At 64.6% G+C, this 19,497-nt stretch carries 14 protein-coding genes, 1 tRNA gene and 1 pseudogene; 6 read left to right on the plus strand and 10 right to left on the minus strand.

From position 1 onward, the window contains the following. Positions 1 to 120 precede the first annotated feature (120 nt). Together P6U27_RS21415 and P6U27_RS21420 are read right to left on the minus strand one after the other, a co-directional pair. A tRNA-Gln gene (locus P6U27_RS21415) sits at positions 121 to 194 on the minus strand. Between the two features lie 310 nt (positions 195 to 504). Continuing rightward, positions 505 to 825: a hypothetical protein gene (locus P6U27_RS21420; protein ID WP_122403761.1), complete on the minus strand. Its 321-nt coding sequence runs from the start codon at positions 823 to 825 to the stop codon at positions 505 to 507. 556 nt (positions 826 to 1,381) lie between these two features. Between P6U27_RS21420 and P6U27_RS21425 the strand changes: the two genes are divergently transcribed. Genes P6U27_RS21425 through P6U27_RS21435 form a run of 3 tightly spaced genes read left to right on the plus strand, consistent with a single transcriptional unit; the run spans position 1,382 to position 5,366 of the window. Next, positions 1,382 to 3,433 carry a BTAD domain-containing putative transcriptional regulator gene (locus P6U27_RS21425; protein ID WP_160118833.1) on the plus strand — a complete coding sequence of 684 codons (2,052 nt, stop codon included), beginning with the start codon at positions 1,382 to 1,384 and terminating at the stop codon, positions 3,431 to 3,433. A 15-nt stretch (positions 3,434 to 3,448) separates the two neighbouring features. Then, positions 3,449 to 4,399: a phosphatase PAP2 family protein gene (locus P6U27_RS21430; protein WP_122403763.1), complete on the plus strand. Its 951-nt coding sequence runs from the start codon at positions 3,449 to 3,451 to the stop codon at positions 4,397 to 4,399. After that, entirely contained in the window at positions 4,386 to 5,366 is a 981-nt protein-coding gene (locus tag P6U27_RS21435; RefSeq protein ID WP_122403764.1) for a G1 family glutamic endopeptidase, read from the plus strand. Before P6U27_RS21430 ends, P6U27_RS21435 begins: the two co-directional genes overlap by 14 nt. A 92-nt stretch (positions 5,367 to 5,458) precedes the next feature. On the opposite strand, the gene P6U27_RS21440 is transcribed toward P6U27_RS21435, so the two are convergent. From P6U27_RS21440 to P6U27_RS21465, 6 genes are read right to left on the minus strand one after another with little or no spacing between them, the layout of a single operon-like run. Then, a complete protein-coding gene (locus P6U27_RS21440) occupies positions 5,459 to 6,430 on the minus strand; it encodes a Bug family tripartite tricarboxylate transporter substrate binding protein (protein ID WP_407192535.1) in 972 nt (323 codons plus the stop codon). Positions 6,431 to 6,486: 56 nt separating this feature from the next. Next, the gene (locus tag P6U27_RS21445) at positions 6,487 to 7,617 is read right to left on the minus strand and encodes an iron-containing alcohol dehydrogenase (RefSeq protein WP_407192536.1); all 1,131 of its coding nucleotides are present in this window, start codon (positions 7,615 to 7,617) and stop codon (positions 6,487 to 6,489) included. A gap of 13 nt (positions 7,618 to 7,630) precedes the next feature. Beyond that, entirely contained in the window at positions 7,631 to 8,668 is a 1,038-nt protein-coding gene (gene pdxA, locus P6U27_RS21450) for a 4-hydroxythreonine-4-phosphate dehydrogenase PdxA (RefSeq protein WP_407192537.1), read from the minus strand. Beyond that, the gene (locus P6U27_RS21455; protein ID WP_407192538.1) at positions 8,665 to 9,771 is read right to left on the minus strand and encodes a four-carbon acid sugar kinase family protein; all 1,107 of its coding nucleotides are present in this window, start codon (positions 9,769 to 9,771) and stop codon (positions 8,665 to 8,667) included. Before P6U27_RS21455 ends, pdxA begins: the two co-directional genes overlap by 4 nt. Before the next feature lie 2 nt (positions 9,772 to 9,773). Continuing rightward, the gene (locus P6U27_RS21460; RefSeq protein ID WP_407192539.1) at positions 9,774 to 11,213 is read right to left on the minus strand and encodes an FAD-binding oxidoreductase; all 1,440 of its coding nucleotides are present in this window, start codon (positions 11,211 to 11,213) and stop codon (positions 9,774 to 9,776) included. 27 nt (positions 11,214 to 11,240) lie between these two features. After that, a complete protein-coding gene (locus tag P6U27_RS21465) occupies positions 11,241 to 12,164 on the minus strand; it encodes a dihydrodipicolinate synthase family protein (protein WP_407192540.1) in 924 nt (307 codons plus the stop codon). Positions 12,165 to 12,283: 119 nt separating this feature from the next. Here P6U27_RS21465 and P6U27_RS21470 point away from each other — a divergent pair, with 119 nt between their 5' ends. Further along, a complete protein-coding gene (locus tag P6U27_RS21470) occupies positions 12,284 to 13,117 on the plus strand; it encodes an IclR family transcriptional regulator (protein ID WP_407192541.1) in 834 nt (277 codons plus the stop codon). Between the two features lie 15 nt (positions 13,118 to 13,132). Here P6U27_RS21470 and P6U27_RS21475 read toward each other — a convergent pair. Further along, positions 13,133 to 14,034 (minus strand): annotated as a pseudogene (locus tag P6U27_RS21475) (ribonuclease Z). A 58-nt stretch (positions 14,035 to 14,092) separates the two neighbouring features. Further along, positions 14,093 to 14,701 (minus strand): TetR/AcrR family transcriptional regulator, encoded by a 609-nt coding sequence (locus P6U27_RS21480; protein WP_129143172.1) that lies wholly within the window; start codon positions 14,699 to 14,701, stop codon positions 14,093 to 14,095. A 200-nt stretch (positions 14,702 to 14,901) separates the two neighbouring features. On the opposite strand from P6U27_RS21480, the gene P6U27_RS21485 reads away from it, so the two are divergent. Beyond that, entirely contained in the window at positions 14,902 to 16,143 is a 1,242-nt protein-coding gene (locus P6U27_RS21485; RefSeq protein WP_407192542.1) for an efflux RND transporter periplasmic adaptor subunit, read from the plus strand. A gap of 164 nt (positions 16,144 to 16,307) precedes the next feature. Beyond that, a complete protein-coding gene (locus P6U27_RS21490; RefSeq protein ID WP_407192543.1) occupies positions 16,308 to 19,496 on the plus strand; it encodes an efflux RND transporter permease subunit in 3,189 nt (1,062 codons plus the stop codon). Position 19,497: the final 1 nt, after the last annotated feature.

Raw genomic sequence — 19,497 nt, forward strand, 5'->3', positions numbered from 1 at the left:
GCAACCCTACTATAATACCTAATTTGCAGTTCGTAACGTTACGGCGCAGTGTTACGAGGTGTTACGGTTTTTTGAGCTTGCGGCGCGCCAAGCCATTGATTTTATTGGGATTAATGTCAGTGGCTGGGGAACCTGGATTCGAACCAAGACAAACAGAGTCAGAGTCTGTTGTGCTACCGTTACACCATTCCCCACCGAAGCGCTTGAAATCGCTAAGCTTTCTTCGGAGTCTTGCGAGGCTGGCTGAAAATTTTGCAAATCAGCGGCTCGCAGGCCGCTCATATAGCCGCGCTGATCTTCGCGGTCCAGCCCTTCTGTGAACATCGTTGCTTGTTCTTGCTGCGTTCACGCCCGAGCGAAACGTCTTGGCGCTCCTTTTCGGAATAAGCGCGGAGCGCATGTTCGCGGCACCGCGTCTGCAAGCTCACCTCGGTGATCTCGGCGTGCACGGGACGTGCGCGCAATGGCCGGATCGGATGCGACCATTCCGACCAGAGCACGCCATCAATGCGTGCGACCGATGTGGACAACGATCTCACCCTTGCCGTTCGCAATCATCACCTGGCCGTATTCGTCCTGCGGCGGACTTTCCTCGTAGCGGAGCGGGATCGTCGTGATCTCCTGCAGAGCTTCCCCGCTCGGCTCCTGGGCATTCACGTCGAGGATCAGGATCTTCGGATTGATCCCCTGCGGCGTGCGCTTTGTCAGGCGGGCTTGCCAGCCGTTGGTCGGCACCCGCACGTCTCCCGTCATGATCAGCTTGGGCGGCGCGCCGGGCGCGCGATCGATCCAGGCTTTGAAGGTGTTTCTCAGCAGGACAGTCATGATACGCCTCTCCCTTGCCAAGTTGCGCGACACTTCGGTCACGAACGAAGCTTAGGACCGGCGAAGCGAAGTCGACCGTGAATCAGCCGTGAATCCGGCGTGCGCGCAACGCGCCGCGTCGACGGGCGCGGGACTTGCCGTACACGATACCGTCATCTCTCCCTGCCGGCCTTCCGCCGCCGCGCACGATATGTCGGACAAGGCGAACAAGTCAGATCGAGTTCGCGCGTGAGTTGTCGACGGCGCGGCGACTGCCCCGCATACCGCCGAAGAGCCGCCGATTCACGCTGATTTCACGCTCCTCGGCTCGAAGTAGCGAGCTTTTTTCATTCCGCCCGCAAGTCGCATTTCGATCATTCCGCAACCCTTGACCATCCGACGACGCGAGATGTACCATTCCCGAATTGCATCAGATCCGGCGGGCTGTATTCCTGAGCTCACCTGTCATTGGCTTCGCAGACCGCGCGAACCGATCGTTTGCATTCTGCCAAGTCTGGCCACCCGGAACCTGCCCTCCTACAGCGTCGTCGACATCATCGACGGGGGATGGGACGAGATGTCGGGAGTCAACAGCAACGAGGCGGTTGGCGCAGACGAGCCCCGCCACCTGACACTTAAAATCATCGGAGCATTTTCGGCGTCCGTGGACGGGCACGAGGTCGGGCTCGGCCGAAAGGCGCAAGCGCTTCTCGGCTACATGATGCTCTCCTCCGCACGCCAGTTGCCCAGGAGCAAGTTGGTCGGGCTGCTCTGGAGCGAGAAGGAAGACCCGCTCGCAAAGGGTTCGCTGCGCCAATCCTTAAGCCAGATTCAGCGCGAGCTAAAGGCGCTCGGTTGCCCGCACTTCCATGCAGACCAAATCCACGTGGCACTCGAGATCGAGCGGGTGACGTGTGATCTGGTCGAGATCATCTCGGATGCCGAGCGCGGTATCGTCCATCCACTACTGCTCACGCGCGAACGCCTGACCGACGATATCCTCGACGACCTGGAGGGCGTCGATCCGGCATTCTCGGAATGGCTCGCAGAGACGCGCCCCCTGATCCACGAACGGCTGATCGACGCGCTGACGAGGCTGCTGCCCAGTGAGACCGACCCCGTCGTGGCGGCAACCGCGGAAGCTGCTGCGAAGGCGATCCACCGGCTGGATTCCGAAAACGAGCGGGCCATTCGTGTTCTCATCAAGAGCCATCTCGCGACCGGGAGCATTGGCGCGGCACTCGCGATCTATGCGCGCCTCTGGCGCCAACTCGAAGATGCTTACGACATCGAGCCGCACAAACTGACGCAGGACTTGATCGCCGGCCTGCGGCAGCAGCAGCCCGAAACCGTCGTGCGGCCGGCTGCGTCCGCCGTAGCAGCACCCGCTGTCGCCCTGGCCGGATCCGTCGTCAGCCGGCCGTCGGTCGCCGTCCTTCCCTTTCGCGCGCTCTCGCCCACCCTGGAGCCTCAATTCACGATCGGCGTCGTCGACAGTGTCGTCCAGGCTCTGTCGGGATTGAAAGAGCTGTTCGTCATTTCCCGCGGCTCCACGATGATCCCGGCATCGCAGACGCCGGATCTGCGTGCAATTGGCCGCGATCTCAATGCGCAGTACCTGCTTCATGGAAGCATTCAGCGCGCCGGCGATCAGATCCGGATCTCGACCGAGCTCGTTGCCGCCGAAACGGTCGAAGTCGTCCGCGTCAATCGTCTCAGCGGGACTGTAGCCGATGTCTTCGACTTGCAGGATCGCATCGCCGTCGAGGTCATCCGCTCGCTGGCGCCCCAAGTCCGCGATCGGGAGCTTCATCGCGCTATGCAGAAGAGACCAGACGATCTCGACGCCTATCAACTGGCGTTGGTCGGTTACGATCAGATGTTCAGTCCGGATTACACGACGTTCGTGACGGCGCGAACCAACTTCGAGCGGGCGCACATGCTCAGCCCCAATTGGGCTCCGCCGCTGTCGTACAGCGCGATCTGGCACATGCAGCGCGTGGCGCGCGGATGGTCCGCGAATGCATTGAACGAGCGCGATACCGCGCGTGCCCTCGCCGAAAGAGCGCTGGAGCGCAACTCGGCAGATCCGCTCGCCAACGCCGTCGGCGGTTACACGTTGTCGCAGTGCAAGCACGACCATGTCGGTGCCCTCAGCCAGCTTGACCGCGCGATCGAGCTTACGCCGAACCTGGCGCTCGCATTCGCGTACCGGGCCGCGGTGCATGTCCGCTGCGAAAACTACGAAGATGCGCTCCGCGATGCGGCAGTCAATCTGCGCCTGTCCCCGAGAGACCGGCACGCATGGTTCGCCGAGATGATCTCGGCTCAGGCCTATTTTGCCAAGCGGGATCTCACATCTGCCATCGAACACGCGATGCGGGTTGCGATGCAATTGCCCAGCAACCAGGTGAACCTGCGCGTCCTCGTTGCCGCACTCGTGGAGAGCGGACGTCTCGACGATGCGCAGACTTTTGCCCAACCCCTGATGACGGCGGGCGAGATCGATCTGAGGTGGATCACGACGTCGCCGTGGCCGAAGCCGACCCTGACGCGGGTCGAAGCAGCGCTCTCACGGCTGGCGGCACTTCAACACGGAGACGGCACGAGCGGCACCGACGAATTCTAAACAGAGGAGGCACACATGGCAGGCGGATACGGGGGATATGGCGGTTACGGCGGATATGGCGGCTATGGAGGCTACGGCGGGTATGGCGGGTATGGAGGCTACGGCGGCAACGCGGGCGGATCAGGCGGCGCCATGTTCACCGATCGCGTCGATCGCCCGTTCATAAGCGAGCGCGATATCGCCGGCGCCAGATTCGATCCCAGCGGCTTTGGCATGAGGCTGTGGTCGACCCGTTGGTACGCCTGGGTCGTGATGTCCGATCTTGCCAGCCGGGCAGATTGGCTCGACAGGCTCGGCGGATTTGCACTGCTCGGCGCCGGGCCAACCCCTTGGGCCGGGGCGCTTGACGACGATATCAGCGCCTTGAGAAACATGGCAGTTCACGAGCGCGCTGCGGCCCTCGACGACATCGTATCCGAGGCCGACGAATTCATCAGCAAGTTCCTGCATCTGGTGTCCGCGACGGCGACGACGCACCCGGCGACATCGCGCATGCTGATCGTCGCCGACGCGCTCACGGCATTGATCACGATGCACTACAAGGCTCATTTCAATCGTCCGCGTCCAACCCAGGTCGTGCCCGGCCTCATGTCGCCGATCCAGCACGGCGGGCATGCGTCCTACCCAAGCGGTCACGCTACCCAGGCTCACGTCTTCGCGGCTCTGCTCACGGAGGTCGTACCGCCATCCCTCGGCGTTCCAGACCCCGCGCCGGGAGCCGCGGGGAGAACCACGATCGGAAAGACGCTTGGTGCCCTTGCCGACAGAGTGGCGCGCAATCGCGAAATCGCCGGCCTCCACTATCGCTCGGATACCGTGGCAGGCGTGACACTCGCAGCCGCGATCACTGACAAAATTCTCCTCGATCGGACATACCTGCCGAAGTTCAGGGAGCTCGTCGACAACGCCAGGCGCGAGTGGGCGGACACCGGTGTCTTCGCAGGAGGGAAAGATGCGCAAGAGTGATGGCTACGGCTTGTACGAGGTCGTGCCGGAGGGCTTCAATCTTCTAGAGGCCAGCTCGGACAAGCTCGATCTCTACGGCATTCCGCAAAAGCCGGATGTTCTCACCGAGCCGGAGCTGTTCAAATTTTGGACAACTCTCGTTTCGCCGCGCTTTTCCGCGAAGCGACCGACGTTCAGCACCATCGACCCCCCATCGCTCGGAGGAGCACTTGAATCGATGTTGAATTGGTCGGGGGCGCTGGTCTCCACGCCCTGGCCGCAGCGGATCGTTTTCGCAGCAGGCGGATGGAAGGTGCCGGCCGTGCGTCAGCCGTCCGCGCCGGCGCTGAACACGCACTCCGACGACCCCAAATCGTTGTTGTGGGTGGGCCTCGACGGCCGCAACGGCAGGTTACCCAATACGTCCCTTCCTCAAATCGGCACCGGCCACTGGCCCAACCGCAAGCCAAATCACTTCGCCTGGTGGGACTGGTGGCACAACTCGGACGAAAAGGATATGACGCCGCAAGCGATCACGGTGATCGACAACCTGCCGATCGAGACCGGCGATGAGATCCTCGCGGGTCTTGCGGTGCAGGTCAGCGGAGACGTTCTGTACTTCATCAAGAACCAGAGCACCGGCGAATTCCGCTCGTTTCTCGTCCGACAGCCGCCCGGAGAGATCGAACCGCTCGGATCATCGGTGGAATGGGTGATGGAGCGGCCGACCGACCCGGGCAGCGGCGACCTGTTTCCGCTTCCGGATTATGGTTCCGTGGATTTCAGCTACTGTGTGGCGCGGGCTGCGGACGGAGCGGTCGGGTCAGGACGCATGATGACGCTCGCCGACAACGCACTCATGATCGAGATGCGCGAGAATTTCGCCAATCCCGAGCGAACCGTCATTGTGTCACGCGCGGCACTACGGCAGGAGAACGCGAGCGCCCCGATCGGCGTCACGTGTACATTCCAGGATCCCATGGCGTGAGCTAACAAAGCGCATTTCGGGCCGGACCGCGGAGAAGCGGCCGCGTCGTGATCCGGCCCGTTTCAGCTGGCGAAAGACCAGCAACGGTGCGCCTACTCCAGCTTGATGTTCGCCGCCTCGATCACCTTCTTCCAGCGCACCGTCTCGGAGGCGATGTAGGCTGCGAAGGGCTCCGAATCCACCGCCACCGCAGCGGCACCAAGCTCGGCCATCTTCTGCACCGTCTCCGGCTGCTGCATGAAGGCGCGGATTTCGGCCGAGAGCTTTTCGACGATCGGCTTCGGCGTGCCCGCAGGGACGAAGAAGCCGTGCCAGGCCACCGCCTCGAAGCCCGGCAGAAATTCGGCCACCGCGGGGACTTCGCGATCGAAGTCGGCGCGCTTGGGGGTTGCGGTCGCCAGCATCGCGAGCTGGCCGGTCTTCACCTGCGGCAGCAGCAGCGGCACATTGTCGAAGGCGAGATCGATCTGGCCGCTGAGCAGGTCCGTCAGCATCTGGCTCGACCCCTTGTAGGGCACGTGCACCATCTTGGTGCCGGTCATCTGCTGGAACAGCTCGCCGGCCAGATGCTGCGAAGTGCCGACGCCGGCGGAGCCGAACGAGACCTTGTCGGGGTTCGCCTTCAGATACGCGATCAGTTCCGGCACGGTGCGCGCCTTGATCTTGCTGGGGTTCACTACGAGCACGTTGGGCACGACGCTGATCTGGGCGACCGGCGCCAGATCCTTGTCCGGCTGGTAACTCAGCTTCGGGCCGTAGAGCGACGGATTGATCGCGAGCGCGGAGGTGCTGGCAAGGCCGAGCGTGATGCCGTCAGGCGCCGACTTCGCCAGCCGCGTGACGCCAAGGATCGAGCCCGCGCCGCCCACATTCTCGACCACGAACGGCTTGCCGAATTTCGTCTGCAATTGGTTCGAGACCATGCGCGCGAAGATATCCGCTGTGCCGCCGGCGGCGAAGGGAACGATCACAGTTACCTGCTTGGACGGATAGGCGTCCTGCGCCTGCACCGGCGACGTCGTCAGCAGCACTGCCGACACAAGACCAAGCCACATCGATCTCATCGAAGTTTCCTCTACTTTCATTGTGTTGTTGATTGGCGCCGCGCGCAGCAGGCGTGTCAGAACGCGACCTCGTACATGTTGAGGATCGCATCCCGGCTCAAATCGCGCGGATTGTTGTCGAGCAGGCGACGAATGGCGTGCGCCTCGTCCGCCATCACGCCGAGATCGTTTCTGGGCACGCCGAGCGCGGACAGTCGCATCTCGATGCCGAGGTCCTTGCAGAACTCATAGCTGGCATCGAATGCAAGCTCGGGATCATTGCGTTCCGGCAGCCCCAGTGCACCCAGCACGGCGACTGTCTTCTCTTCCACCGCCGGCATGTTGAAAGCGAGCGTGTGCGGGAAGATCACCGCGCAGGCGAGACCGTGCGCAACGTGATGGCGCGTGCCGAGCGGATAGGCCACGGCGTGGCCCGCCGTCGTATTCACCGGCCCGAGGCAATAGCCGCCATAGAGCGAGGCCAGTGACAGGCCGGCACGCGCCTCGCGGTCGCTGCCATCGGTGACCGCGCGCTTGAGATAGCGTCCGACCAGCCGTGCGCCTTCGAGCGCATAGAGGTCGATCGTCGGATGGGCCTTGCGGCTGGTGTAGGCCTCGACGCAATGCGCCAAGGCGTCGACGCCGGTCGCCGCAGTCACTTGCTTCGGCACGGTCATCGTCAGGTCCGGATCGATGATCGCGATGTCGGCCAGCATGAAGCGGCTCTGCACTGCCTGCTTGTTCTGGCTGACGGGATCGGTGACCAGCGCGCGGGTGCCGGCCTCGCTGCCGGTACCCGAGGTGGTTGGGATCTGCATCAGTGCCACGTTGCGTCCGGCCACCTTCTCGGGCCCGACGATGTCGGCGAATGCGATCTCGTTCGTGCACATCACCGCGACCAGCTTGGCGAGATCCATCGCGCTGCCGCCGCCGAAGCCGACGACGAGATCGGGCTTGACCTCCTTCGCCATCGCCACCGCCTTCTCGAGATTGGGCAGGTCAGGCTCGGGCTTGACGTCGCCGAACACTTTCACCGCCCCCGGCAGCGCCAGCGTGTCGACACGGCGCGCGTTGAACGGGTCCGAGATCACCAGCGGCCGCCTGGCGCCGATCCGCTCGGCGAAGCGCGCTGCAGCGGTGATCGTGCCGTTGCCGAACTCCAGGATGGTGGGACGTTGGATTTCGATGGGCGTGAAGGCGTTGGTCATCGTGCGTTCGATCTCATGATTTGGCTGCGGAGGTGCCGGCGGCCAGCCGCTCGGCATAATCGATGGCCTCGATCAGGCTGTGCTCGTTGGCGATGCCCTTGCCGGCGATGTCGAAGGCGGTGCCGTGATCGACGGAGGTGCGGATGATCGGCAAGCCGAGCGTGATGTTGACGCCGGAGAGCTCCTGCCAGCGGCCGGTCGCCGGGTCGACCTGGAAGCCGAGCAGCTTGACGGGAATGTGCCCCTGATCGTGATACATCGCGACCGCGGCATCGAACTGGCCGGCACGCAGCTTGACGAAAATGGTATCGCCCGGCACCGGACCGACGACGTCGAGGCCATCCGCCACGGCCTTCGCGATCGTCGGCGCCGATACGTCGATATCCTGCCGGCCGAACAGACCGCCCTCGCCGGCATGCGGATTGAGGGCGGCGATCGCGATCTTCGGCCTGGCAATGCCAAGCCGGCGCAACGCGTCATTGGTGAGGTCGATCACCATGCGCAGCCGCTCCGGCGTCAGTCGTTTCGGCACGTCCTCGAGCGCAACATGGGTCGAGACATGGCTGACGCGCATGTTGCCGTGGGCGAGCAGCATCACCGAGCCGCGCACGCCGGTGAGATGCGCCAGCATCTCGGTATGGCCCGGGAAATGATAGCCGGCCTTGTTGAGGGCCTCCTTGTTGAGCGGCTCGGTGACGATGGCCGCGGTCCGGCCGGCCTGCGTCAAGCGCACGCCCTGCTCGATCGCCTTGTAGGCAAAGCGGCCGCCATCGGCGCTGAGCACGCCCGGCTTGATCGGATCGCCCTCGACGTCGGCCTGCAGGTAGCAGAGATCGGGCCACTCGCGATCGTCGGCCGTCACCTTCGGGATCGCAACATCGGCGCCGAGCGCGGACTTGGCACCATCGAGCGCTGCGCCGCTGCCGATGATGAGCAGGCGCAGATCGCCCTTCGCGATCCGCTCCTTCAGCCCGACGCAGGCCTTGACGATGATCTCCGGCCCGATCCCGGCCGGATCGCCCATGGTGATGGCAAGATGACGAGAGGTCATGTCGGACTCTCCATTCTGAGCAGATGATTGTCCCGGAGTAGGTCACGCCACAGCCCGCTGGGACCGAATGCGCCGGATTTCGAGATCACGTCGACGCCGGCCCAGCGCCCGCCTTGCAGGATCGAGCGCGGTAATCCAGGAACGATACGTCCTGTCACCTGGAGCGCATGCGCGCCAAGGGCAACGCATGCGGCCTTCAGGGTCTCACCGCCGGCGACGATCAGCGTGCCGGGCGGGTCGAGCGCCGCAATCAATGCCGCCATTTCGCGCGCGATCCGCCGCGCCGCTTCAGTGCGCATCAAGCCTTCGGCGAGAGAGAATTTGACCATCGCGACGCGGTCGTCGCCCAGCTTGCGCTGGACGCGCGCCGCGCCCTCGCCTTCCGCAAGCGCAATCGTCGCCGCGCCACACGCAGCCAGCTGAGAGGCGGTGGCGGGCTGGTCGGAGCCGAACAACCCCAGCACCGGCAACTTCAATTGGCTCGGCGCATCGGCACGGTGGCTGCGTGCAAGCGCACCGGCCAATCCGCCGCTTCCGCACCACAGTACGGGTCCCGGCATGCGTCGTGCCATCTCGACGACGCGATCGAGGTCGATGTCGCTCTCGGCATCGAACACCTGAACGCCGCCCAGCGCCAGCGTATCGGAGCTGCCCTGCCGCGCCTCGATGCCGTCCTGCCTCAACTGATCGAGCAAATTGTCGCCGACCCGGTGCCACTCGCCTTGCATCGTGCGCGCGAATTGCTGGCCGCCCGCGGTGCGGCGCCCCTGATAGTCGAACGCGGGCGCGACCACGCAGGATACCCAGTGGCCGCTGCGCAGGCAGGCGCCGAGCTCGGCCGCCCACGCGCCACGCAGGAGGCTGTCGACCTTCTTGTAGGCAATCGTCGCCCCCTCGAGCTGCGGCGCCAGCCGCGCGACGATCTCGACGCTCTCGGCCTTCGACCGCTCGCGGGTACCGCTGTCGATCGCGAGACTCCCGGAGCCGGACGTCGCAGGTGCGTCCGGCCAGGTGACGTCAAACGGTCCGCACAGGCCGACGAACTCCGCCGCGGTGTCGAGCGCACCGGTGAGATCGTCAGCAAGCAGGCGGACGCTCGTCATGGTCAGGCTACGCCCATGCTGAAGATTTTGCCGGGATTCATCAGGCGATGCGGATCGAGCAATTGCTTGATGTCGCGCATCAGCTCGATATCGAGAGGATCGGCGACCCGCGCAAGCCTGCCGCGATTGGTAATGCCGATGCCGTGCTCGGCACTGATCGCTCCATCCTGCGCCGCGGTCTCGTCGTCGACGATCTCGTTGATGTGCGCCACGAGCCTCGCTGTCGTATCCGGATCCTGGCAATGCACGCGATCGATCAGGGCCACGACGTGGATGTTGCCGTCGCCGATATGGCCGTGCATGACGACTTTCGCATGCGGGACGGCCGCCTTGATGCGGGCTTCGACATTGTTGACGAAGGCTGCCTGGCGCTCCAGCGGCACCACGCTGTCGTGCGACACCACATAGCCGCTGCGCTTGTTGCCTTCGGACACGCTGTGCCTGACAGACCAGATCGCCTTCGCCTGGGTCAGATTGGAAGCCAATATGGCGTCGTCAGCGAGCCCGGCTTCCATCGCATCCGCGAGGACCGCGGCCAGCGGCTCATTGAGGTCAACGCCCGCGAGCGTATCGGTCAGCTCGACGATCAGATACCACGGCGTCGTCAGCTCGAAGGGAATGGTGACATGCGGCACCGTCGCGGCGATCGCCTCGACCTGCGAGCGCGACATGATCTCGAGGCTGCCGAGCCGGTCGCCGACTGCGCCGCGCAGGCGCTGCATGATCTCGAGCGCCTGCTCCACGCCTTGCAGCTTCAACAACGCCAGGGCCGAGCTGCGCGGGGTTGCGAACAGCTTCAGCACTGCCGCGGTGACGATGCCGAGCGTGCCCTCCGCGCCGATGAAGAGCTGCTTGAGCGCATAGCCCGTATTGTCCTTGCGCAGTGCGCGCAGGCCATTGAGGACGCGGCCATCGGGCAAGACGACCTCCAGCCCGAGCACGAGATCGCGCGTCGGACCGTAACGCAGCACGGCGGTGCCGCCGGCGTTGGTCGAGATGTTGCCGCCGATCTGGCAGGAGCCCTCGGCGCCAAGGCTCAAGGGAAAGTAGCGGTCGACGTCCCGCGCCGCGTTCTGTACCTCCGCGAGGATGCAGCCGGCCTCCACCGTGATGGTGTTGGCGAGCGGACTGACGTCGCGCACGGCCCGCATGCGGTCGAGCCGGATCACGACATTGCCCGCGCGATCGTCGGGCGTCGCCGCCCCGCACATGCCGGTGTTGCCGCCCTGCGGCACGATGGCGAGCCGCCTTGCGGCGCAGAATTTCACGACGGCGGCGACCTCGGCGGTCGAGCCCGGCTTCACCACCGCGACCGCACGGCCGTGATAGCGCCCGCGCCAGTCCACCACATAGGGCTCCTGGTCGGGTCCGGACGCGATGACATGCTTGTCGCCGACGATCGCGGCGAGCCCGGCCAGCGCATCCTGGAAAGCATCGGACATCGGTTCGCCTCGTCGCTTCGGTCGAGTCTACACGGTGGCGGCGGCGAATGCCGCCGCATCCGCAAGCAGCTCTTTCACTTGGACCGGCGGCAGAGATTCCAGCGGCGGCCGCAGGCGCTGCCATCCGGCATGACCGGTGCGCTCGGCAACGATCGTCTTCAGCGACGCCATCTGCGGGAAACGCGAGACCAGCTCGCGCGCCTTCACGATGCGCTCCTGCGCCGCCTTGAGCCCCGCATCATCGTTGCTGTCGCGAAAATGCTTGTAGACGTAGGCAAGGTCGCGCGCGACGAGATTGGAGGTTGCGGTGATGCAGCCTGCCCCGCCCTTGCGCAGCAGCGGCAAGAGCAGTGGATCTGCCCCGACGAGAACCGAAAAACCCGGGAAACGCTCGACCATCGCGGTCATGTTGGCGAAGTCGCCGGAGGAATCCTTGATGCCGGTGAAGATCGCCGGATAGGCCTTGCGCAGCCTCTCGATCAGCGCATGCGAGATCGGCTGCGCCGACATCTGCGGGATGTGGTAGAGCACGATCCTCAGCCTGGCATCGCCGATGCGCTGCACGACTTCGCTGTAGGACGCGTAGATGCCGTCGTCGCTGACGCCCTTGTAGTAGAACGGTGGCAGCATCACCACGGTGTCGACCCCGACCGAGAGCGCGTGACGCGTCAGCGCAATGGTCTCAGTGAGCGCAGCGACGCCGGTGCCTGGCAGAAGCCGCTGCGGCGCGATGCCCGCGGCCACCACTGCCTCGAGCAGCGCCATGCGCTCGGCTGCGGAGAAGGAGTTCGCTTCGCCGGTGGTGCCCAGCAGCGCGATGCCGTCACAGCCTTCGTCCAGCAGGTAACGGCAATGCGCGACGAAGCGCGCATGATCGGGGGCGAGCCCGGCGTCGAGGGGCGTCAACGCGGCGGAGAACACGCCATGAGGGTGCAGCGATGATGTCGACAAACTTCCTCCGATCGCCAAATCGACATTGTTCGGAATGCGAACATTTGTTATGCTCTATCCCGTTGGTAGGATCCAGCTGCCGCCGCGTCAAGGGCAGCTGTCATGGCGGGCATTCGAGGATGGCAAAGGCTGAGAACAAGGCCGCAAAGCGTAAACCTGAATCCACACCGAAAAATCCAAAGAATTACGTCGCTTCCGTCGGCAAGGCGTTCGCCGTGCTCAAGAGTTTCACCAGCGAGGCCTTCGAGCTCACCCTGAGTGAGATTGCCGCACGGGCCGATCTCGATCGCGGAACCGCCTTCCGGCTGATCCAGACCCTGATCGAGCTCGGATATCTCCAGGCGGTTCCGCAGAGCCGCCGATTCCGCCTCGGCGTCGCCTGCCTCGATCTCGGCTACACCGTGCTGTCGCACGGATCCTTACGGACCATCGTCGAGCCGCTGCTGCGCGAGCTCGTGCCTGCGGTGGGCGATGCGGCTTCGCTCGGCATCCTCGACGGCGGCGACGTGGTCTATCTTGCCCGCGTCGGTGCCGGCCTCGATCGCCACAAGATGGATCGCCGGCCGGGCTCGCGCATCCCCGCCTACAGCGCCGCGCTCGGCCACGTCATGCTGGCGCATCTGGCGCGCGACGAGCAGATCGCGCGGCTCGAGTTGCGCCCCCGCGTAAAGCTGTCGGAGCGAACGCTCACCGACCTCGATGCCCTGCTCTCCCGCCTCGATCAGGTCAAGAAGAAAGGCCATGCCGTCTCCGACGGTGAGAACGCCTATGGCCTGCGCACGCTGGCAACGCCGATCTTCGACGCGCAAGGTCTGGTGATCGCCGGATTGAGCGTCACCGTCGATGCGATGCGGATGGACATGGCGGCCTTCCGCGATCAGGCGCTGCCGCGACTGGTGCAGTTGACGAGCCAGGCGCAGGATCTCGCGATCAAGTCGGGATTGTCGAGCTGAGCGCGGTCGCGGCGCCTAGATCACGAGACGATCGAAGTCGGCAGCGATCCGGCTGTTCGGAAATATCCTTGTCGCCTCCGCCAGGATCTCCTCGTCTTCGTAGCGCCCTGACATATGGGTCAGCACGAGCTGGCCGACTTATTCGCGGCCGCGAAGGAAGCGGCCTCCGCCGCTGTGAGATGGCCGTAATTCCGCGCGGTCGGCGCGTCGCGATCGAGGAACGTCGCCTCGATCACCATCATGTTGGCGTCGGCTACGTATGGGGACAGCCCCTCGGTGGTCTCGATGTCGCCGATCACGACGAGCCTCCTTCCGCGGCTCGGGGGGCCGAGCACGTCTTCCGGATCGATGGTTCGGCTGGCAAGCACGATCGGTCGGCCCGCGGCCAACTCGCCCCGCAAGGGACCGTCGGGGACACCCAGCGCTACGAGGCGATCAGGCCGAAGATGACGGCGCGCGGGGCTTTGGAAGACGAAACCAAAACTGTCGGTGTCGCGATGGCGGACCGGAAAACAGTCAATGGTGAATTCATCGGCATCGATGACCCGTCCCGCGCTCAGCGGTGCGAACTTGACCGCGATCGGCGCCCTGCCCGCGCCCCACAGGCCTGCGAGCATTCGGATGACGATGTCGAGCGTTCCCTGCCCGCCGTGAATTGTCATCGCGTCGGAGGTCTGCCGCAAGCCCAGCGTCGAGAACAGGCCGGGGATGCCGAGCACGTGATCGAGATGCGCGTGCGTCAGCAGGATGCGGTCGAGCCGCCGAAAGCCGGCGCCGCTGCGCAGCAACTGGCGCTGCGTGCCCTCGCCGCAATCAATCAGGACACGCTTGCCTGCGGCCTCCACGAGGAGCGCCGGATGGTTGCGCTCCGCTGAGGGAACGCTCGCCGATGTCCCGAGAAATATCAGCGCGAACATGGTCGCTGCAAATCCAAGAGAGGCGCCGAGGCGGCGCGCAAGATGAGGTCCGGCGAGGCTATTGGGGCCTGTCGGCCGACTGCGCCTCGACCGCCTGCACGGCGACGCTCGCGACCTGCCGCAGCGCTTCGCGATCGGCGCCCGAAGACGCCATCACGCCCATGCCGACGGACACCGCCGAGACGTAGCGCGCGAGCGCGGCGGGATCGGCGCTTTCCTTGAGATCGCCCTCCGCCTTTGCGCGGACGAAACGGTCGCGAAGCTGGTCCTCGTTCTGGGCACGGCGGGCGGCGAGCTCGAAGGGGACGTTCTCGGAGCCGGTGCCGCAGGCGATGCCGCCTTGCACCAGCAGGCAGCCCGGCGGATTGGCGGGATCGGTCTGTTTTTCGGCGATGCCCATCAGCATCCGCTCGGCGACGGCGCGGGCGGTCGGCGCTGCCACCACCTCGTCCATCCAGGCGCCGCGCAGTTTGGTGTACCGATCGAGCGCGGCCTTCAACAAGCCTTCCTTGTTGCCGAAGCAGGCATAGAGGCTGGGCGGATTGATACCCATGGCCTCCGTGAGCTGGGCGATCGTCGCGCCCTCATAGCCATGGCGCCAAAACACTTCCATCGCCTGATCCAACGCCATTTCGGCGTCGAATTCGCGGGGGCGTCCCATGCCCATGTACCTACCTCCTCGGAATTCAGGTTCTGCCTAAGACTTAATGCCGGATCCTAACTATTTGTTCTAATTCTACTTTCCTAGTGCCTTCCAATTCTTGCGGTATCGCGCTACAATTTTCTTAGCGAATGGTACATAAGTATCTTGCGCTGCGGTATCCAGCTCCACATCTGTAGCGAACACTACATATCTGGAGCGCGCAAATGCACCCCTCCCAAAATACCTCCCGCACCGGCCGTTTCCGCCGCCTTCTGAGTGGCGTTGCCATCGTGGGCGCCCTCGCCGCGGCCGGCTCGATCGCCACCGGCCGCTATTTTCATGCCGCGCAAGCGACCGCACCGGCGGCGGCTGAACAAGCTGTCTCCGTCACCGTCGCGATGATCGAGCCACGGCAGACCGTGCTGTGGGACGATTTCTCCGGCCGGCTCGAGGCCATTAACCGCGTCGAGCTCCGCCCGCGCGTCGCGGGTGCGATCCTGTCGGCAAACTTCACCGAAGGTGCGCTGGTGAAGGCCGGCGACGTGCTGTTCAAGATTGATCCCGCCCCTTATGCGGCCGAGGTCGACAAGGCTGCGGCCCAGCTCGAGGCTGCGAAAGCCCGCGTCGTTTTCACCCAGAGCGAGCTCGAGCGCGGCGCGCAGCTCGTCGGCAATGCCGTGGTCACCCGGCGCGACTACGACCAGCGCGACAATGCCCATCGTGAAGCCATCGCCAACGTCAAGGCGGCCGAGGCGACGCTGCAGACGGCAAAGCTCAATCTCGACTACACCGAGGTGCGCGCACCCGTGGATGGCCGCGTCGGCAAGATCGAGGTCACCGTCGGCAATCTCGTCGCCGCCGGCACCGCATCCCCGGTCTTGACCTCGCTGGTCTCGGTCAATCCGATCTACGCCTCGTTCGATGCGGATGAAGAGGTCGTGCTGCGCGCGCTGAACTCGATCGCAGATGGCGCCGGCCGGCGCGGCAAGCTTGACCAGATCCCGGTCGAGATGACGACCTCGGGCGGCTTGTCCGCGAAGGGCCACATCCAGCTCATCGACAACCAGGTCAACGGCCAGAGCGGCACCATCCGCGTCCGCGCGGTATTCAAGAACGATGACGGCCGCCTCATCCCCGGGCAGTTCGCCCGCGTGCGCATGGGCCAGCCGAAGCAACAGGCGCTGGTGATGATCGACGAGCGCGCGATCGGCACCGACCAGGACAAGAAGTTCGTGATGGCGGTGGGCGATGACAATCGCGCCGTCTACCGGCCGGTTACTCTCGGTGGCGCCGTCGACGGGCTTCGTATCGTCACCTCGGGCCTGAAGTCCGGCGACCGCATCGTCGTCAACGGCCTGCAGCGCGTGCGTCCCGGCGCCCTCCTCAAGACGGAGATCGCGCAGATGGGCGCGCGGGGGCCGCAGCAGGCGTCCAACCACAGCAACCAGGACGTGGTGCAACGCTAGTGCTTTCCGTCATCCCGGGGCGCGCGTAGCGCGAACCCGGGATCGAACAGTTACGAAACTCCGATCACTTCACCTCTGGATTCCGGATTCGCGCGCAACGCGCGCGCCCCGGAACGACGGTGAGGCGGCCAGAGATCGGAATGATATTGCCCAGGGGCAAGGCCATGAATCTCTCAAAATTCTTCATCGATCGTCCGATTTTCGCCGGCGTGCTGTCGGTCCTGATTTTCCTCGCCGGCCTGATCTCGCTGTTCGCGATGCCGATCTCGGAATATCCGGACGTGGTGCCGCCCTCCGTCGTGGTGCGCGCGACCTATCCCGGCGCCAACCCCAAGGTGATCGCGGAGACGGTGGCGACACCGATCGAAGAGCAGATCAACGGCGTTGAGAATATGCTCTACATGTCGAGCCAGGCGACCACCGATGGCGCCATGACGCTGACGGTGACGTTCCGCCTCGGCACCGACCCCGACAAGGCGACGCAGCTGGTGCAAAACCGCGTGCAGCAGGCCGAGCCGCGCCTGCCCAATGTGGTGCGCCAGCTCGGTATCATCACCAAGAAGTCGTCGCCCGACCTCACCATGGTGGTGCATCTGTTGTCGCCGAACGGCCGCTACGACATGACGTATTTGCGCAACTATGCCGTGCTCAACGTCAAGGACCGGCTGGCGCGGATCGATGGCGTCGGCGACGTCCAGCTCTACGGCGCCGGCGACTATTCGATGCGGGTCTGGGTCGATCCGCAGAAGGCGGCCGAGCATGGGCTGACCGCGAGCGACATCGTGCGGGCGATCCAGGCGCAGAACGTCGAGGCCGCCGCTGGCGTCGTCGGCTCTTCCCCGAACATCAAAGGCATTGATCTTCAGCTCTCGGTCAATGCGGAAGGCCGGCTCGCAAATGAGGGGCAGTTCGGCGACATCGTGGTCAAGACCGGCGCACGCGGCGAAGTGGTGCGGCTGCGCGACGTCGCACGCATCGAGCTTGGCGCGTCCGAGTACGGCCTGCGCTCGCTGCTCGACAACAAGCAGGCGGTGGCAATCCCGATCTTCCAGGCGCCCGGCTCCAACGCGCTGCAGATTTCCGACCACGTCCGGGCCACCATGGCCGAGATCAAGAAGAACATGCCGGAAGGCGTGTCCTACCAGATCGTCTACGATCCCACCCAGTTCGTGCGCTCCTCGATCGAGGCCGTCATCCACACGCTGCTGGAGGCGATCGCGCTGGTGGTGCTGGTCGTGATCCTGTTCCTGCAGACCTGGCGGGCCTCGATCATTCCCCTTCTCGCCGTGCCCGTGTCGATCGTCGGCACGTTTGCGGTGATGCACGTGTTCGGCTTCTCGATCAACGCGCTCAGCCTGTTCGGCCTCGTGCTCGCGATCGGCATCGTCGTCGACGATGCCATCGTCGTGGTCGAAAATGTCGAGCGCAATATCGAGGCCGGACTGTCGCCGCGGGATGCCACCTATCAGGCCATGCGTGAGGTGTCGGGTCCGATCATCGCGATCGCGCTGGTGCTGATCGCGGTGTTCGTGCCGCTCGCCTTCATCTCCGGTCTCACCGGGCAGTTCTACAAGCAGTTCGCGCTGACGATCGCGATTTCGACGGTCATCTCCGCCATCAACTCGTTGACGCTGTCACCGGCGCTGTCGGCGCTGCTGCTCAAGGGCCATGACGAGCCGAAGGACAAGCTGACGATCGTCATGGAAAAGAGCCTTGGCTGGTTCTTCCGCCGCTTCAATCGGGCGTTCACCTACTCGTCGGAGAGTTACAGCGGCACCATTACCAAGGTGATCTCGGGCAAGGCCGCGGTGATGGGCCTCTATGTGGGGCTGGTCGGCCTCACTGCCCTGCTGTTCCAGCAGGTGCCGAGCGGCTTCGTGCCGGGACAGGACAAGCAATACCTCGTCGGCTTCGCTCGCCTGCCCGATGGCGCCACGCTCGACCGTACCGAAGAAGTCATCCGCAAGATGAGCGACATCGCGCTGACCCAGCCCGGCGTCGAGAGCTCGGTGGCCTTTCCAGGCCTGTCGATCTCCGGCTTCACCAATTCCTCCAATGCCGGCATCGTGTTCTCGACGCTGAAGCCGTTCGACGAACGCAAGGATCCCTCGCTCAGCGGGCCAGCGATCGCGGCCGAGCTGAACAAGAAATATGCCGGCATCCAGGAGGCGTTCATCGCCATGTTCCCGCCTCCGCCGGTCAACGGCCTCGGCACCATCGGCGGCTTCAAGCTGCAGATCGAGGACCGCGCCGGCCTCGGCTATGACGCCTTGAACGAAGCCACCAAGGCGTTCATGGCGGCGATGCAGAAGGCGCCGGAGATCGCCAGCGTGTTCTCGAGCTTCCAGGTCAACGTGCCCCAGCTCTTCGCCGACATCGACCGCACCAAGGCGCTCCAGCTTGGCGTGCCCGTGACTGAAGTATTCAACACACTGCAGATCTACCTCGGGTCCTACTACGTCAACGACTTCAACAAGTTTGGCCGCACCTACTCCGTCCGGGTCCAGGCTGACGCGCCGTTCCGCGCCCGCGCCGACGACATCAGGCAGTTGAAAGTGCGCTCGTCCTCAGGCGACATGGTGCCGCTGTCGGCGCTGCTCAAGATCCGCCAGAGCGCAGGACCAGAGCGCGCGATCCGCTACAACGGCTTCCTGTCATCCGACATAAACGCGGCGGCAGCCCCCGGCTTTTCGTCGGGCCAGGCACAAGAAGCCGCGACGCGGATTGCCGCGGAGGTGCTGCCGCCCGGCTTTGCCTTCGAATGGACTGACCTGACCTATCAGGAGTTCATCGCCGGCAATTCAGGCATCTGGGTATTCCCGCTGGCAATCCTGCTGGTGTTCCTCGTGCTGGCCGCGCTCTATGAGAGCCTGACCCTGCCGCTCTCGATCATCATGATCGTGCCGATGGGCCTGCTCGCTGCGATGTTCGGCGTCTGGATCTCGAAGGGCGACAACAACGTCTTCACCCAGATCGGCCTCATCGTGCTCGTCGGCCTCTCCGCCAAGAACGCGATCCTGATCGTCGAATTCGCGCGCGAGCTCGAGTTTGCGGGGCGCACGCCGATCCGGGCCGCGATCGAAGCCAGCCGGCTGCGACTGCGCCCGATCCTGATGACGTCGATGGCGTTCATCATGGGCGTGCTGCCGCTGGTGCTCTCGACGGGCGCAGGCTCGGAGATGCGGCGCGCCATGGGCGTCGCCGTGTTCTCCGGCATGATCGGTGTCACCGTGTTCGGCCTGTTCCTGACACCGGTGTTCTATGTGTTGCTCAGAACCGTCACCGGCATGAAGCCGCTGACGCATCACGGCAGCGACATCAGCGCGGCGCCGGTTCAGGGGCTCGCCGAATGAT

The sequence above is a fragment of the Bradyrhizobium sp. STM 3566 genome (assembly GCF_045571445.1).
GTDB classification, from domain to species: Bacteria; Pseudomonadota; Alphaproteobacteria; order Rhizobiales; family Xanthobacteraceae; genus Bradyrhizobium; species Bradyrhizobium vignae.